Annotated in this window: 15 protein-coding genes; 9 read left to right on the top strand and 6 right to left on the bottom strand. The window is 63.2% G+C overall.

Features of this window, described 5'->3' with window-relative positions:
- Positions 1–406: 406 nt before the first annotated feature.
- A complete protein-coding gene (gene argF, locus ABI660_RS16600) occupies positions 407–1,342 on the bottom strand; it encodes an ornithine carbamoyltransferase (RefSeq protein WP_348070101.1) in 936 nt (311 codons plus the stop codon).
- Positions 1,339–2,562: an aspartate aminotransferase family protein gene (locus tag ABI660_RS16595; protein WP_348070099.1), complete on the bottom strand. Its 1,224-nt coding sequence runs from the start codon at positions 2,560–2,562 to the stop codon at positions 1,339–1,341. Before ABI660_RS16595 ends, argF begins: the two co-directional genes overlap by 4 nt.
- 230 nt (positions 2,563–2,792) lie before the next feature.
- Between ABI660_RS16595 and ABI660_RS16590 the strand changes: the two genes are divergently transcribed.
- Positions 2,793–3,110: a DUF3579 domain-containing protein gene (locus tag ABI660_RS16590; protein ID WP_348070096.1), complete on the top strand. Its 318-nt coding sequence runs from the start codon at positions 2,793–2,795 to the stop codon at positions 3,108–3,110.
- Between the two features lie 132 nt (positions 3,111–3,242).
- Here ABI660_RS16590 and rpsT read toward each other — a convergent pair whose 3' ends face one another.
- Positions 3,243–3,551 carry a 30S ribosomal protein S20 gene (gene rpsT / locus ABI660_RS16585; RefSeq protein ID WP_348070094.1) on the bottom strand — a complete coding sequence of 103 codons (309 nt, stop codon included), beginning with the start codon at positions 3,549–3,551 and terminating at the stop codon, positions 3,243–3,245.
- A 328-nt stretch (positions 3,552–3,879) separates the two neighbouring features.
- Here rpsT and murJ point away from each other — a divergent pair, with 328 nt between their 5' ends.
- A complete protein-coding gene (gene murJ / locus ABI660_RS16580) occupies positions 3,880–5,445 on the top strand; it encodes a murein biosynthesis integral membrane protein MurJ (protein WP_348070091.1) in 1,566 nt (521 codons plus the stop codon).
- A gap of 54 nt (positions 5,446–5,499) precedes the next feature.
- Positions 5,500–6,351 carry a tetratricopeptide repeat protein gene (locus ABI660_RS16575; protein WP_348070089.1) on the top strand — a complete coding sequence of 284 codons (852 nt, stop codon included), beginning with the start codon at positions 5,500–5,502 and terminating at the stop codon, positions 6,349–6,351.
- 265 nt (positions 6,352–6,616) lie between these two features.
- Here ABI660_RS16575 and ABI660_RS16570 read toward each other — a convergent pair whose 3' ends face one another.
- Positions 6,617–7,543 carry a ParA family protein gene (locus tag ABI660_RS16570; RefSeq protein ID WP_348070086.1) on the bottom strand — a complete coding sequence of 309 codons (927 nt, stop codon included), beginning with the start codon at positions 7,541–7,543 and terminating at the stop codon, positions 6,617–6,619.
- 163 nt (positions 7,544–7,706) lie between these two features.
- A complete protein-coding gene (gene purM, locus ABI660_RS16565) occupies positions 7,707–8,744 on the bottom strand; it encodes a phosphoribosylformylglycinamidine cyclo-ligase (RefSeq protein ID WP_348070084.1) in 1,038 nt (345 codons plus the stop codon).
- Positions 8,745–8,857: 113 nt separating this feature from the next.
- Between purM and ABI660_RS16560 the strand changes: the two genes are divergently transcribed.
- From ABI660_RS16560 to folK, 5 genes are all read left to right on the top strand, one after another.
- Positions 8,858–9,928: an AI-2E family transporter gene (locus tag ABI660_RS16560; protein ID WP_348070081.1), complete on the top strand. Its 1,071-nt coding sequence runs from the start codon at positions 8,858–8,860 to the stop codon at positions 9,926–9,928.
- A gap of 289 nt (positions 9,929–10,217) precedes the next feature.
- On the top strand, positions 10,218–10,904 hold the full coding sequence (gene hda, locus ABI660_RS16555; protein ID WP_348070079.1) for a DnaA regulatory inactivator Hda: 687 nt from the start codon (positions 10,218–10,220) through the stop codon (positions 10,902–10,904).
- Positions 10,901–11,590: an HAD family phosphatase gene (locus ABI660_RS16550; protein ID WP_348070077.1), complete on the top strand. Its 690-nt coding sequence runs from the start codon at positions 10,901–10,903 to the stop codon at positions 11,588–11,590. The genes hda and ABI660_RS16550 overlap by 4 nt, the downstream gene beginning before the upstream one ends.
- Before the next feature lie 62 nt (positions 11,591–11,652).
- Positions 11,653–13,251 (top strand): polynucleotide adenylyltransferase PcnB, encoded by a 1,599-nt coding sequence (gene pcnB / locus ABI660_RS16545; protein ID WP_348070074.1) that lies wholly within the window; start codon positions 11,653–11,655, stop codon positions 13,249–13,251.
- A 9-nt stretch (positions 13,252–13,260) separates the two neighbouring features.
- A complete protein-coding gene (folK, locus tag ABI660_RS16540; RefSeq protein WP_348070072.1) occupies positions 13,261–13,788 on the top strand; it encodes a 2-amino-4-hydroxy-6-hydroxymethyldihydropteridine diphosphokinase in 528 nt (175 codons plus the stop codon).
- Between the two features lie 7 nt (positions 13,789–13,795).
- Here the strand turns inward: folK and pdxH are convergent, their stop codons facing one another.
- Positions 13,796–14,443 carry a pyridoxamine 5'-phosphate oxidase gene (gene pdxH, locus ABI660_RS16535; RefSeq protein ID WP_348070071.1) on the bottom strand — a complete coding sequence of 216 codons (648 nt, stop codon included), beginning with the start codon at positions 14,441–14,443 and terminating at the stop codon, positions 13,796–13,798.
- A gap of 91 nt (positions 14,444–14,534) precedes the next feature.
- Between pdxH and ABI660_RS16530 the strand changes: the two genes are divergently transcribed.
- The gene (locus ABI660_RS16530; protein WP_348070068.1) at positions 14,535–15,107 is read left to right on the top strand and encodes a TetR/AcrR family transcriptional regulator; all 573 of its coding nucleotides are present in this window, start codon (positions 14,535–14,537) and stop codon (positions 15,105–15,107) included.
- Positions 15,108–15,194 lie beyond the last annotated feature (87 nt).

Here is a 15,194-nt window from a genome sequence, read left to right as displayed (position 1 = left end):
CAGCACACGCAGCCAAATGAGGCTCCCTTCCATCGCCCAGCGGGGCGAGGGAAGGGTCGGGGATGCGCTGCCGGACTCGCGCCATGCGCGTTCGGATCCACAACGGGATGATTTGCTTGCCAACACGCCGCATCGTGTGCCCGAAGGCACACGCAAGGGGTTTGGTGAGGAACGCGCCCGTTTTGGTCCGAACCCGAAGGGGCGTGGTTTTGCGGGCGATCCGCTTCGTTGCAAAACCAGGCAAGGCGTACAGCCTTGTCTTGGGTTTTGCGCCTCGCGGCTCATCCCGCAAAAGCCCCGCCGCGCATCGCGGGAGTCAGGCAGCGCATCCCTGAGGTTGGGAGTGGGGAGTTACGCCTACTGTCCGTAGCAAATTGCAGACGCAGCGTGATGCAGCATCCGGCAACTACGCAAGCTTGCCCAGCAACAAAAACTCCATCAAGGCCTTCTGCACATGCAGCCGGTTCTCCGCCTCGTCCCAGACCACCGACTGCGGCCCGTCAATCACGTCGGCCTCCACTTCTTCCCCGCGATGCGCAGGCAGGCAGTGCATGAAGAGGGCGTCGGGCCTGGCAGCCTTCATCATGTCGGCATCCACGCACCAGTCTGCAAACGCCATTTTGCGTTCTTCGTTCTCGGCTTCGTAGCCCATGCTGGTCCAGACGTCGGTGGTTACCAGGTCGGCGCCGGCGCAGGCCTGCATCGGGTCCTTGAACACCTTGTAGCTATCGGCTGAACGGATGCCGGCCACCGACTGGTCGACTTCATAACCGGTGGGTGTGCTCAGGTGTACCTTGAAGCCCAGGATTTCGCTGGCCTGCAGCCAGGTATTGGCCATGTTGTTGCCGTCGCCCACCCAGGCCACCGTTTTGCCTTTGATGCTGCCGCGGTGCTCGATGTAGGTGAAGATGTCGGCCAGGATCTGGCAGGGGTGGAATTCGTTGGTCAGGCCGTTGATGACCGGCACGCGTGAGTGCGCGGCAAAGCGCTCGATCTTGGTCTGCTCGAAGGTGCGGATCATCACCAGGTCGACCATGCGGCTGATGACCTTGGCGCTGTCCTCTATCGGCTCGGCGCGACCCAGCTGGCTGTCGCCGGTGGTCAGGTGAACCACGCTGCCGCCCATCTGGTACATGCCGGCTTCAAAACTCACGCGGGTGCGCGTCGAGGCTTTTTCGAAAATCATGGCCAGTGTGCGGTCCACCAGCGGCTGGTGTTTGTCGTAGGCCTTGAATTTTTTCTTGATGAGAGCCGCGCGCTCAAAGATGTAGGCGTATTCGGCGGCATTGAAGTCGCTGAACTGCAAATAGTGGCGGATCGCCGCGCTTGCCGGGGTGCTCATGGCTTTTCCGCCAGCAGTTGCTTGATCAGCGGGCACAAAATCGCCACGATCTCATCGGCCTCGGCCTGCGTGATGATCAGCGGCGGCACCAGGCGGATCACGCTGTCGGCTGTGACGCTGAGCAGCAGGCCCTTGTCGGCAGCGCGCTTGAGCAGCTCGCCGCAGGGCTTGGCCAGGTCGATGCCCAGCATCAGGCCCAGGCCGCGGATTTCCTTGACGGCGCCTGATTTCAGCTCGGCAGCCAGTTCACGGCTGAGGGCAGACTTCAGGTGCGCGCCCACCTTGGCTGCGTTGGCCAGCAGGCCGTCTTCTTCCATGATCCGGATGGTCTCCACCCCGGCGCGCATGGCCAGCGGATTGCCGCCAAAAGTGGTGCCGTGGTTGCCGGGGGCAAAGATGTGGGCGGCTTTCGGGCCGGCCACGACCGCACCAATCGGCACGCCCGAGCCAAGGCCCTTGGCCAGTGGCATCACATCCGGCTTGATGCCGGCCCACTGGTGGGCAAACCATTTGCCGGTGCGGCCCATGCCGCACTGCACTTCATCAATCATGAGCAGCCAGTCACGTTCGTCGCAGAGGGCGCGCACCTGGCGCAGGTAGTCGGCGTCCATCGGATTGATGCCGCCTTCACCCTGAATGGCTTCAAAAAACACGGCCACGACGTTCGGGTTGTTGGCCGTGGCCGCTTCCAGCGCCGGCACGTCGTTCAGCGGCACCCGGATGAACCCTTCGACCAGCGGGCCGAAGCCGGCCTGCACCTTGGGGTTGCCGGTGGCGCTCAGCGTGGCAATGCTGCGGCCATGGAAGGCTTTTTCATAGACCACGATTTCAGGGCGCTCAATGCCCTTGTCGTGGCCGAACTTGCGCGCCAGCTTCAGCGCGGCCTCGTTGGCTTCCAGCCCGGTGGAGCAGAAAAACACGTTTTCCAGGCCCGACAGCTCGACCAGCTTGGCGGCCAGCACTTCCTGGTTGGGCACATGGTAGTAGTTGGAGCTGTGGATGATCTTGGCGATCTGGTCCTGCAGGGCCGGCACCAGCCTGGGGTGGTTGTGGCCTAAGGTGTTGACTGCGATGCCGCCCAGGCCGTCAAGGTATTCCTTGCCGTTGACGTCCCAGACGCGGCAACCCTGGCCATGTGACAGGGCTATCGGCAGGCGGCCGTAGGTGTTCATCACATGGGGAGAGGTGGCTTCGATGTGTTTGGGAAGGGCAGCGGTCATGGGGAAACTCCGGGAACAGGGCTAACAAAACAGGTGGCCGGGCCAACCAGGCAGGGCTGAACTGATTTTAGGCGCAGACCTTTCGGTCTTTCGTGAGGATGCTGCATCACAGCCATGCGCCGCGCCGATGGCGGCCCGGTCGGGCTTGAGTCTTATATAAGATAGAATACTTGTGCGCTGCAGCAATGGGGCTTCATCCTTGCCCCGGGCACGCAAAAACCCTCCATCCGATGGTCTCCAACTCCGCCAAAGAAGTCTTCATTCAAGGCCTCACCCGCGACGGCAAAACCTTCCGCCCCAGCGACTGGGCCGACCGGCTGTGTGGCGTGATGAGCCAGTTCCGCCCCGGCGGACCGCAGCCCGGGAGCCATCTGACCTATTCCCCATGGTGTGTACCCACGGTGATCAATGGCGTCAAATGTGTGGTGGTCAACAGTGAACTGCGTGACGCCGAGCCCATGGCCTGGGACTTTGCGATCAACTTTGCCAAAGACAATGACCTGCAGATTGCAGAAGCCTGTTTAATTCCGGATCCACCCAAGGGGTGACCGGGCCCAGCTGAAGCGGGAAACAAAAAAGCCGTCGAAAGACGGCTTTTTTGCTTTGCTGGCAGCGCACCCTGCAGAACGGCGGACTGTTGCCAGTCCGGGCGGGTTGCCTGATTGCTCAGGCGGTGGGTTTTACGCGGCGGGAGTGGCCAAGGCGAGTGCCTTGACCCTGGAGGACAGGCGGCTCTTGTCGCGCGCTGCCTTGTTCTTGTGGAAGATGCCCTTGTCGGCAATCGTGTCCACAATGCTTTGCGCCTTGGCGAAGAGCTCGGTGGCTTTGGTCTTGTCGCCGGCGGCGACAGCTTTTTCGACGTTTTTCACAGCGGTGCGGTACTTGGAGCGCAGCGAAGTGTTGGCGGCATTGAGTTTGGTGTCCTGGCGGACGCGTTTGCGGCCTGATGCCAGGCGGGGGTTCTTTTTCTTGGGTTTGGCGGTAGCCATATAAGTGTTCCTTTAAATGAGGAAGGGTCTGGGGATGATGCTAGCAAAGCCCACGATTATAGCAGCCATACATTTAGCCCCCACGGTCGTTCACTGCGTGTAACTTCCTGCCCCCCGAGGGGGCCGCTGCGCCTGCGGCTCGGCGGAGCCGGTTCCGCGGCCCCTGCTGAAAATACCAGCCCCACAAGGTCCACGGAGGCTGTCCAGTCCAGCAGGGGCCGCGGGTCTGGCTTTGCCAGCCCGCAGGCGCAGCGGCCCCCTCGGGGGGGCAGCGCAGTACGCGAACCGACAAGCGTAGGGCCTTGTCTGAGGGCCTTAAACTCCCCCGGTGTCACTTTTCAAATCCGCGTCCACCGTTTCCCTGTTCACGCTGGTTTCCAGGATCACCGGCCTGATGCGGGAGCTGCTGATGGCTTCCACCTTCGGCGCCAGCGCCATGACGGACGCGTTCAACGTGGCATTTCGCATTCCGAATCTCTTCCGGCGCCTCTTTGCCGAGGGCGCATTCAGCCAGGCCTTTGTGCCCGTACTGGCCGCCAGCAAGGCGCAAAACGGCGAGGCGGCCACGCAGGTGCTGGTCAACCGCGTTGGCACACTGCTGGCCTGGGCGCTGCTGCTGACCTGCGTGATCGGGGTGGCGGCCGCGCCGGTGCTGGTCTGGGTAATGGCCAGCGGCCTCAAGCAGGAGCCACGCGGCTTTGAAGCGGCCGTTTTCATGACCCGCTGGATGTTCCCCTACATCGGCTTCATGTCCCTGGTGGCGCTGTCAGCCGGTATTTTGAATACCTGGAAGCGCTTTGCCGTGCCGGCGATCACGCCGGTACTGCTGAATCTTTCCATGATTGGTGCCGCCTGGCTGGGCGCGCCGTGGTTTCAGGCTCGGGGGATTGAGCCGATTTATGCCATGGGCGCCGGCGTGATGATTGGCGGTGTACTGCAACTCGCGGTGCAGGTGCCGGCGCTGCTCAACATCGGGATGCTGCCGCGCATGGGTCTGGGCTGGAACGCCATCCGCACCGCCTGGGCGGATCCCGGGACTCGCAACATCGGCAAGCTGATGCTGCCGGCCCTGCTGGGGGTCAGCGTGGCGCATATTTCCACCATCATCAACACCCAGATTGCCTCGCACCTGACGCCCGGAAGCGTGAGCTGGCTGACCTATGCCGACCGGCTGATGGAGTTTCCCACCGCCATGCTGGGCGTGGCCATCGGGGTGGTGCTGATGCCGCAGCTGGCCGCCGCCCGTGCCGCCGGCGACGCCGATGCCTATTCGGCCATGCTGGACTGGGGTCTGCGCATCGTGGTGCTGCTGGCCGTGCCCAGCGCGGTGGCTCTGCTGACCTTTGCCCAGCCCCTGGTCGCCACGCTGTACCACTATGGCGCGTTCACCGACCGGGATGTGTACCAGACCACCACGGCACTCATGGGTTACGGCGCCGGCCTGCTGGGGCTGGTGGCCATCAAGGTGCTGGCGCCCGGTTTTTATGCCAGCCAGGACATCAAGACCCCGGTGCGCATCGCCCTGGTGGTGCTGGTGATCACGCAGTTGCTTAACCTGGCGCTGGTGCCGCTGTTTCAGCACGCCGGGCTGGCGCTGGCCATCGGCATCGGTGCGCTCATCAACGCGCTGTGGCTGCTGATTGGCCTGCGCAGGCGCGGCAGCTACCAGCCGGCACCTGGCTGGGGCATGTTTGCGCTGCAGGTGCTGGCGGCAAGCGCGCTGCTGGCAGTGTTTCTGTTGTGGACCGCCCAGGCTGTCAGCTGGACCGGCTTGCGGGCCGAGTCTTTCAAGCGAATTTGGCTGCTGGCCCTTGTGCTGCTTGCGTCAGGCGCTATTTATTTCGGAGCGTTGTGGGCGGCCGGCCTGAAAGTGCGAAAGTTGATGCGCCGCTGACGCATTTCCTCCGGGGTACTCGCGCCGCACGCCGGTTTGTGAGAAAGTAGCGCCATGCCCCTCAATCTCGACGTCCCGTCGCCCCTGCAGTACTTTGCCAGCCTGGTGCAGAGCGACGACCACTTTCCGCTGCTGGAGGCGGCGGTCAGCGTGGCGCAAGACGAGTACCCCGACCTTGACGTCGAGCAGGTGCTGGGCGATTTGGACCAGTTGCTGGCGCGCCTGAAACGCCGACTGCCGGCGGACGCTTCGGCCCTGCAGCGCCTGCGGGCGCTGAACCAGTTCTTCTTTCGCGACCTGAACTTCGGCGGCAACATCAATGATTACTACGACCCTGACAACAGCTACCTGAACGCGGTGCTGAAAACCCGGCGCGGCATTCCGATCACGCTGGCCGTGCTCTGGCTGGAGTTGGCGGGCGGCGTGGGGCTCAATGCACGCGGCATTGCATTTCCGGGCCACTTCATGGTCAAGGTCAACCTGCCCAAGGGCCAGGTGGTGATCGACCCTTTCACCGGCCAGTCGCTGAGCCGGGAAGAGCTGGCCGAGCGGCTGGAGCCATTTCGCCAGCGCAGCGGGCTGGTTGACGAATTCGAGGTGCCTATCGGCTTGTATCTGCAGTCGGTGCCGGCCCGCGACATCATCAGCCGCATGCTGCGCAACCTCAAGGAAATCCACAAAACCCAGCAGGACTGGCTGCGGTTGATTGCTGTGCAGGATAGGCTCATCGTGCTTCACCCCGAGGCATGGGACGAGTACCGCGACCGCGGACTGGCGTTTGCCGAGCAAGGTGAAGCAGGACGCGCCGTGCCGGATCTGGAAACCTACCTCGCCCATGCCGAGGACGCCCTCGACCTCGACGTCATCGCCGACCGCCTGGCCCGCCTGCGGCGCCAGAAAAGCTGAGCTTTTCGCCGGGCCGCCCCACCCTCAACCTCTTCGACAGAGCTCAGGACCGAACGGACAAGTCAACCGCGGGGGCTCTTCTCTTTTCAAGCAGGGGCCGCGGGTCCGGCTTTGCCGGCCCGCAGGCGCAGCGGCCCCCTCGGGGCTGGAGCCTGCGGCTCCGAACCTGCTTGGGCAGGTTTGGACAGGCGACAGAAGCGAAGCCTCTGGCGAGCGGCGGCCTGCAAGGTGCGGGAGTTACACGCAGTGAACGACCGTGGGGGCTCTAATTTCTTTTCAAAAACTGCGGAATGTGCGAGCCGTCGGCCGTACGCGTCGGTCGCGCCAGAGTTGGCGTGGCAGGTGCCCGTGGGGCGGACGGTGAGCGGCTGCCGCTCAGCGTGGACATGCGCCCGCCCTGCACCATGGACTCCTGGGCCGGCATCAGGCTGTTGGGCAGGGAGCCCAGCCGCTTTGACACCACGGCACCGGGCGCGGTCAGTGGCGAGGCAGCATTTCGGGGAACCAGCGTGCGGGCAGGCGGGCGCAGGGTGGTGGTGCCGTCATTGGCTGCCTGCGGCGGGTAAAGCTGGGGCTTGAGCCATTGCAGGATGGGCGCCCACTGCGTCAGGTCGGCCGCTGCCAGCTGGGGCTGCAGGTCAAAAATGGTCAGGCCGCGCTCCAGGCTGCGCACATACAGCTGCGTTTCGCGCAAGGCGCCCAGAAAAGGCACGCCCAGCGACTCCGACCACTCCTCGAGCGTCTGCGCGGCATTGGTTCGCCCGTCAATACGCATGCCTACAACGGCCAGCCGGCAACGGCCGCTGGCTACGCGCGGCATGGCCATCAGTTCGGCATGGCAGGCAGCGGCAGATTCACGGTCGAACATGGAGTTGCACACCGGCATCACGATGGCGTCGGCAAACATGACAACGCGGGCTAGCTCGAAGCCGTGCATGCCGCCAGGCGTATCAAGCACCACGTGAGTGATGCCGGTGGGGACGCGCAGCATGTTTTTCTGGTCCACCGCCCAAGGAGCAATGGCGGGCAGGGAAGCCTCGCGGCGTTTCAGCCAGGCGCGTGCGGATTGTTGCCGGTCCACGTCGCCCAGCATGACGGAGCTGCCATTACGCGCGCACCAAGCCGCGATATGGGCGGCCAGCGTGCTTTTTCCACTGCCGCCCTTGCGGTTGACGACTGCGATGACCGGCATGCTGGCTCCAAAGAGGGACGAATGGAACAGTTTGATACAAACAGATTTAAAAGTCCAGTACGCCTAATAGCTGCTTGCGCCGGCAGCTAGTATTTTTGTAGCAAGAAGGGCTTGAAGCCAGAGGCTGGTGCTGCCGGGGCTATCCCCCTGCAGCCTGTTGTCATCAGGCGACGGTGACCGCGGCGCCGTCGCCTTTGGCGGCGATCACGCCGATCTCGTGCACCTGCTCGCCGGCGTCCCGCAGCGTTTTTGCTGTGGCTTGGGCGCTGGCGGCATCGACCACCACCACCATGCCGATGCCGTTGTTGAAGGTGCGGTTCATCTCGAAGTCGGAGATGGCGGCGGTTTTCTGCAGCCAGGCAAACAGCTCGGTTTGCGGCCAGCTGCCCTTTTTGAGGTGGGCGGCCGTGCCTTCTGGCAGCACGCGCGGGATGTTTTCCAGCAGACCGCCGCCGGTGATGTGGGCCAGCGCCTTGATGGGGTGGGCTGCCAGCGCGGCCAGCACGTTTTTCACGTACAGGCGGGTCGGCTCCATCAGGGCCTGCCTGAACGGTTTGCCGTCCAGCGTGGCGGGGGTTGCGGTTCCGGCGCGTTCAATACATTTGCGCACCAGGCTGAAACCATTGGAATGCACGCCGCTGCTGGCCAAGCCCAGCACCACGTCGCCGGGCTTCACATCCTTGCCGGTCAGGATTTTCGATTTCTCGACCGCGCCGACCGCAAACCCGGCCAGGTCGTATTCGCCCTCGGGGTACATGCCGGGCATTTCAGCGGTTTCGCCGCCGATCAGCGCGCAGCCGCTCAGCTCACAGCCCTTGGCAATGCCGCCGACCACAGCGGCCGCGGTGTCCACGTCCAGCTTGCCACAGGCAAAGTAGTCCAGGAAGAACAGCGGCTCGGCGCCCTGCACCAGCACGTCATTGACGCTCATGGCGACCAGGTCGATGCCCACGGTGTCGTGCATGTTCCACTCGAAAGCCAGGCGCAGCTTGGTGCCGACGCCGTCGGTGCCGCTGACCAGCACCGGCTCCTTGTAGCGCTTGGGCACCTCGAACAGCGCGCCAAAACCGCCGATGCCCGCCAGAACCCCTTCGCGCATGGTTTTCTTGGCCAGGGGCTTGATGCGTTCGACCAGGGCGTCGCCTGCGTCGATGTCAACGCCGGCGTCTTTGTAGCTCAGGGGGGAAGAGGAGGTGGTCATGCTGCTTGGGTAGGAGGGCTGGGTGCGGACGGCTGCGCAGTACTTAGTGATTAATGCGCAAGCCCGATAGAATCCAAGCCAAGATTCTAAGGGTTCACCCCTGTCAGGGCCGCATGCAATTCACTTCCACCCAAAAACGCACCGCCGCCTGGTGTCTGATCGCCGCTCTGGTGGTGCTGGCGCTATGGCTGCTCGGTCCGGTGCTGACGCCCTTTGTGGTGGCATCGGTGCTGGCTTATGTGCTGACGCCTGTGGTGAACAGGCTCGATGCCCTGGGCGGCGGCCGGATGCCGCGCGTGCTGGCTGTCCTGATCGTGGAGACGCTGTTCATCCTGATCCTGCTGTCCGTCCTGCTGCTGGTGGTGCCCATTTTTGCCAAGGAGCTGCCCCTCCTGCGCGAGCAGTTGCCGGTGCTGGCCGCCCGCATCAACAATGCGCTGGGCCCCTGGCTGGCCCAGTTCGGCATCACGCTGGCGCTGGATGTCGAAAGCATCAAGGCCTTTGTGGTCAAGTACCTCAGTGCCAATTTTGAGGATGCCTTCGGGTCGGTCCTGTCCTCGCTGAAACTGGGCGGCAGCGTGGCCCTGGCCATTGTCGGCAATGGGGTGCTGATTCCCGTGGCCCTGTTTTTCCTGCTCAAGGACTGGGACCGTTTTGTGGCGCTGCTGCTGGAACTGGTGCCGCCGAAACTGCGGGGCGCTTTCGACAGTTTCATGGCCGAGGCCGACTCGGTGCTGGGCCAGTACCTGCGCGGCCAGTTGCTGGTCATGGGGGTGCTGGCGGTGTATTTCAGCGTGGCGCTGGCGGTGTTCGGCTTCGACCTGGCGGTGCCCGTGGGCGTGTTCACCGGGCTGGCCTTTTTTATTCCCTACCTGGGGTTCGGCTTGGGCATGCTGCTCGCGTTTCTGGCCGGCATCCTGCAGTTCGGCAGCCTGTATGGGGTGCTCGTGGTGGTCGGTGTGTATGGTGCGGGGCAACTGGTGGAAAGTTTTTACCTGACCCCGCGCCTGGTCGGCGAGCGTATTGGCCTGCACCCGCTGGCCGTTATCTTTGCCTTGCTGGCTTTCGGGCAGGTGTTCGGTTTTCTCGGCGTGCTGATTGCCCTGCCTTCCAGTGCGGTGCTGCTGGTGGCGATTCGTCGCATGCGGGCCAGTTACATGCTGAGCAAGCTGTACCAGAACTGAATATGGCCCCCACGCTTGTCACTTCGTGTACTGCGCTGCCTAAAAACAGCCCCCACGTTCGCTCACTTCGTGTAGCTCTCGAGGCCTTGCAGGCCGCGGCTCGCGTGACGCTTCGCCTCTGTCGCCTGTCCAAAGCTGCGCAGGCAGCTTTGGAGCCGAAGGCTCCAGCCCCTCGGGGGCGCTGCGCCTGCGGCCCGGCAAAGCCGGTTCCGCGGCCCCTGCTGGGGAAGAGGGTAGCTTCCAGGCCTGTCGCACGCGCTGCCTTGAGCTGTATAGAAGGGCGGCAGCGATGAAACAGATTGCACTGGACATCGGACTGGCATCGCCGCCGTCGTTCACCAATTTTTTTGCCGGGCCGAACGAGGCGGCGCTCAGGCATCTGGAACTTTGGGCCGGCAACAGCCTGCGCTCGCCGGTGCCGACTTACCTGTGGGGACAGCCCGGCAGCGGGAAAACCCATCTTCTCAAGGCCGTCAGCGAAACGCTGCGCGAGCAAGGCGCCTCGGTGGGGTGGCTGGATGCCACCATGCTGGAGCCGCCCGAATTCAACGAAAAGTGGGCGGCGGTGATCATGGACGACTGCCACCTGTACACCGCCGTGCAGCAGCAGGCGGCCTTCAACTGGTTCGTCAATGCGCTGAACGCACCTGATGGCCACCCGCGTTGGGTGCTGGCCGCCGGCAATGCGCCGCCCGCCGACCTGGCCCTGCGCGAAGACCTGCGCACCCGCCTGGGCTGGGGCCATGTGTTTGCGCTGCAGGCGCTGACCGAGCCGGAACGCCGTTCGGTGCTGCGCCAGGAGGCCGATGCGCGGGGCGTCTTCCTCAGCGACGAGGCCATGGATTTCATCCTGAGCCGCTTCTCGCGCGATCTCGGCAACCTGATGCAACTGCTCGACCAGTTGGACGCCTATGCGCTGCAAACCCAGCGCGCGATCACGATCCCGTTGATCAAATCGATGCTGGAGAATCTGTGACATCTACCCCGGCGGCAGTCAAGCGCCGCATTGCCTTTTTTGACCTCGACCACACGCTGATACCCATCGATTCCGATTACGAATGGGGTGAGTTCACGATTGCGCTGGGTTGGTGCGACGGTCACGAGTTCAAACGCCGCAACGCGGAGTTTTTTGCCCATTACCAGGCCGGAACGCTCGACATCCACGACTATGTGTGTTTTGCGACGCAGGCCATCCGGAAGCAGGGTGCTACCAATTCAATAGCTGCTCACGCCAGATTCATGCGGGAAATCGTGCAAAAAGGCATTAAAAATTCGGCGTTGGACCTGGTTCGCAGCCATCAGGCGGCAGACGACGGCACGGTGATCGTCACGGCCACCAATGAATTCGTAACACGGCCTATCGCCGAGGCGTTCGGGATCGCCGAGCTGATTGCCGTGGAACTGGAACGCGACGCCAGTGGCTGGCCAACCGGCAAAATCCGTGGCACGCCGTCCTTCCGGGAAGGCAAGGTGGCACGCGTCCAGCAGTGGCTGGCTGATCGCGGCCTGGACTGGGACACGGTGGAAAGCACTTTTTACAGCGATTCCATGAACGACCTGCCCTTGCTGGAAAAAGTCACGCACCCGGTGGCCACCAACCCCGACGAGCGCCTGCGGGCGCTCGCTACCGAGCGCGGATGGCGCATACTTGAGCTGTTCTAACTGCCGGAGACCGTGCCCCTTGCCCTGCAAGCGTGGCCAGCCCGGCGAAATCTCCTGATTCAATGATCAAAAAATTTATCGACAAGCTGTTTGGCAAGTCTGCCGGCCCAGCCGGTGCCAGCCGGTCCAAGAAATCAGTTTTCGGTGAGCGCCGCGAAGTCGGCCCCCAGGACCATGCGATCAACCCCAAGCTGGTCGATGACCGCGCGATGGATGTGGTGCACACCCTCAAGCAGGCGGGCTACGAGGCCTACATCGTCGGCGGCGCGGTGCGTGACCTGCTGGTCGGTCTGCGCCCAAAAGACTTCGACGTCGCCACCGATGCCACGCCCGAACAAGTCAAGGGCCTGTTCCGCCGTGCCTTCATCATCGGCCGGCGCTTTCGCATCGTGCATGTGATCTATGGCCGTGGCCGCGAGCATGAAGTCATTGAAGTGTCGACCTTCCGCGCGCACCTTGACAGCAGCCTGGCCGAGCAGGTCGGTGGCAACGAGCGCACCAGCAAAAGCGAGCTGGCCGGCATGAAACACGCGGTCGATGCCTCTGGCCGCGTCTTGCGCGACAACGTCTGGGGCCCGATGGAAGAAGACGCCGCCCGACGCGACTTCACCATCAACGCCATGTATTACGACCCCGAAACGCAGATCGTGGTCGACTACCACCACGGCATCCGCGACGCGAAGAAAAAAATCATCCGCATGATTGGCGACCCGGCCACGCGTTACCGCGAAGACCCGGTGCGCATCATCCGCGCCGTGCGCTTCTCGGCCAAGCTCAGCGCGCTGGGTTTCAAGTTCGAAGACAAGACCATGGCACCCCTGAAGTCCATGAAAGGCCTGCTGGCCGACGTGCCGCAGTCGCGCCTGTTCGACGAAATGCTCAAGCTGCTGCAGACCGGCCATTCGCTGGCCAGCATCGAACAGCTCAAGTTCCTGGGCCTAAACACCGGCATCTACCCGTTACTCGACGTGGTGGTGGATACCTCGGAAGAGCCTTTCCTGCAGCTGGCCCTGCTGGACACCGACCGCCGCGTCGGCGAAGGCAAACCGGTGGCGCCAAGCTTTTTGCTGTCGTGCGTACTCTGGGCCGATGTGCGCGAAGGCTGGGCACGGCGCCTCAAACGCGGCGAGCACACCATGCCCGCGCTGCAGGACGCCATCGACGATGCCTTTAACGCCAAGATCGGCGATGTGTCGGGCCGCGGCAAGCTGGGCACCGACATGCGCGAGATCTGGACCATGCAGCCGCGCTTTGAGAAGCGTACCGGCAGCTCGCCTTACTCTCTGCTGGAGCAGCCGCGCTTTCGCGCCGGCTTTGACTTCCTGCGCCTGCGCGCGCAGACCGGCGAAATCGAGCCCGAACTGTCCGAGTGGTGGGAGAAATTCAGCACCGCCTATGACGACGAGCGCCACGAGATGATCGAGCAGGCCAGGCACGAGCAGTCTAAAAAGCCGCAGCCACCGCGTACCCGCGTCAAGCGCGCAGAAGGCGATGCGCCGCGCAATGACGATGCCGGCCATGCCCCGATGTCTTCGCCGGAAGTTGGCGAGTTTGGGGAACCCGCGCCTGCCAAAAAGCGCCGGCGCCGCCGCAAGCCAGCCAACCGCGAAGGTGGTTCGCTTCCTGCCAGCCCGCCATCCGACGCCCCCGGCGACTTCTGAGCTTGCAGCATGCCAGCGAGCGAACACAGTGATCGCTCGGAGCGGGTCACCGCCTATGTGGCTCTGGGCGCCAACCTCGGGGATGCCGCATCGGCGGTTCGCCAGGCAATGGAGGCCTTGGACCGCCTGCCGCTGACACGTGTTACCCGGCGCTCCAGCCTCTACAGAACGGCGCCCATTACTGCCGGTGGGGAAAGTGCAGCTCAGTCAACAGGCCCCGATTACATCAATGCCGTGGTGGCGCTGGACACAGGTTTGGCCGCACCCGTCCTGCTGCAGCAACTGCAGCAACTTGAGCAAGCCGCCGGCAGAGAGCGGCCTTACCGCGATGCCCCGCGCACGCTGGACCTCGACCTGCTGCTCTATGGCAGTGCCAGCATCGAATCACAAGAGTTGACGGTCCCGCATCCGCGCATGGCGCAGCGCGCTTTTGTGCTGGTGCCTTTGGCGGAAATCGCGCCGGATCTGGTGCCACAGGTAAAACTCAAAGCGGTGGCCGATCAGGCCATTCAGCGGGTGGAAGCCGGAGCGCCCTGATCTGCGTTCAGGGCGCCAGACGTTCGCGCAGCCAGCTTGCATCTGTTTGCTGTGTGTAGCGCAAGCGGTCATGCAGCCGGCTTTTGCGGCCTTGCCAGAACTGCCAGTTGTCCGGCTTGAGCCGATAGCCGCCCCAGTGCGGCGGGCGTGGCGGCTGCAGCAAAAACTTCGCGCCGTATTTCGCGGCGTTGGCCACCAGCACGCTGCGGCCAGAGATCACTTCGCTTTGCGGGCTGGCCCAGGCGCCTATGCGCGAGTCCAGCGGCCGGCTCTTGAAGTAGTCGTCGCTTTCCTGCGCTGAAACTTTTTCCACCACACCTTCAATGCGTACCACGCGCTCCAACTCCACCCAGTGAAACTGCAGGGCGGCGAAAGGGTTGGCAGCCAGTTCCTGGCCCTTGCGGCTGTCGTAATTGGTGTACCAGACAATGCCGCGCTCGTCATAACCCTTGATGAGCACGATGCGGGTCGAAGGGCGCCCGTTTCCGGCCACTGTGGCCAGGGTCATCGCGTTGGGTTCGGGCACCTCGGCCGTGATGGCTTCCTTGAGCCACTGGTCAAATTGCTGCAACGGGTTGGCATGCGACGCCTCTTCGTTGAGTTCGGCGCGCTCGTAGCTTTTGCGCAGGTCGGCGAGGGTAGGGGGCTGGCTCATCGCATGATTGTGCACGGTCTATCGCGGCGCTAAGGTTATGAAGTTGGAACGACTTGAAAGCGAATTAATATTCGGTTATATTCGCGCTTCGATGAAGCCCAAAGACGACGAAAAGCAGCGTGCAATCGCCGAGGCCACGTTCAACCTGGTGGCCCAGACTGGTCTGAGCGGCTTGACCATGGCCGACATCGCCAGGACGGCGGGCATCGCCACTAGCACGCTGTATGTCTACTACTCCTCCAAGGATGAGCTGATCAGCCAGCTCTATCAGGACGCAAAAGCCGCGACCATGCAACGCCTGATGGAAGGGGTGAAAGTGGGAGCCCCATTGCGCAGCCGGGTGCGCCGTATCTGGGGCAATCTGTTGCGGCACCGGCTCGAGCGTTACGCCGAGGTGGTGTTCCAGGAGCAGTATTACAACTCGCCCTGGTTCACCGAAGGCAACCGCGAACTATCTACCCGGCTCGCCGCTGGTTTCCTGGCGCTCATGGAAGAGGGCCAGCAGCAGGAGATTTTTAAACCGGTGCCGCTGCCCTTGCTGACGGCCAGCTTGGTAGGTTCAGTGCGCGAAACCGCCAACCTGATCCGCACCGGCGTGCTGCCCGACGACGAGGCGGTGCAATTGGCGGCCTTCTCACTGTGCTGGGACGCCATCAAGGCCTGACTGTTATGAACACCAAGCTAATACCCACCTAATTTAAGCGAATAAGAATTCGTCACCTTTTACCCCGTTCCCGCTAATTCCTACAAG

It is taken from the genome of Polaromonas sp. (genome assembly GCF_039930745.1).
Taxonomy (GTDB): Bacteria; Pseudomonadota; Gammaproteobacteria; order Burkholderiales; family Burkholderiaceae_C; genus Polaromonas.
The sequence above is the reverse complement of the archived record's forward strand: the minus strand, read 5'-3'. Positions and strand labels throughout refer to the sequence as shown.

Excerpts from the sequence above, each read along its gene's own strand:
- folK (WP_348070072.1), top strand. The coding sequence starts at position 13,261 with ATGCCAGCGAGCGAACACAGTGATCGCTCGGAGCGGGTCACCGCCTAT.
- rpsT (WP_348070094.1), bottom strand. The coding sequence starts at position 3,551 with ATGGCTACCGCCAAACCCAAGAAAAAGAACCCCCGCCTGGCATCAGGC.
- ABI660_RS16570 (WP_348070086.1), bottom strand. The coding sequence starts at position 7,543 with ATGCCGGTCATCGCAGTCGTCAACCGCAAGGGCGGCAGTGGAAAAAGC.
- argF (WP_348070101.1), bottom strand. The coding sequence starts at position 1,342 with ATGAGCACCCCGGCAAGCGCGGCGATCCGCCACTATTTGCAGTTCAGC.
- ABI660_RS16595 (WP_348070099.1), bottom strand. The coding sequence starts at position 2,562 with ATGACCGCTGCCCTTCCCAAACACATCGAAGCCACCTCTCCCCATGTG.
- ABI660_RS16560 (WP_348070081.1), top strand. The coding sequence starts at position 8,858 with ATGCAATTCACTTCCACCCAAAAACGCACCGCCGCCTGGTGTCTGATC.
- pdxH (WP_348070071.1), bottom strand. The coding sequence starts at position 14,443 with ATGAGCCAGCCCCCTACCCTCGCCGACCTGCGCAAAAGCTACGAGCGC.
- ABI660_RS16530 (WP_348070068.1), top strand. The coding sequence starts at position 14,535 with ATGAAGCCCAAAGACGACGAAAAGCAGCGTGCAATCGCCGAGGCCACG.
- purM (WP_348070084.1), bottom strand. The coding sequence starts at position 8,744 with ATGACCACCTCCTCTTCCCCCCTGAGCTACAAAGACGCCGGCGTTGAC.
- ABI660_RS16575 (WP_348070089.1), top strand. The coding sequence starts at position 5,500 with ATGCCCCTCAATCTCGACGTCCCGTCGCCCCTGCAGTACTTTGCCAGC.
- pcnB (WP_348070074.1), top strand. The coding sequence starts at position 11,653 with ATGATCAAAAAATTTATCGACAAGCTGTTTGGCAAGTCTGCCGGCCCA.
- hda (WP_348070079.1), top strand. The coding sequence starts at position 10,218 with ATGAAACAGATTGCACTGGACATCGGACTGGCATCGCCGCCGTCGTTC.
- ABI660_RS16590 (WP_348070096.1), top strand. The coding sequence starts at position 2,793 with ATGGTCTCCAACTCCGCCAAAGAAGTCTTCATTCAAGGCCTCACCCGC.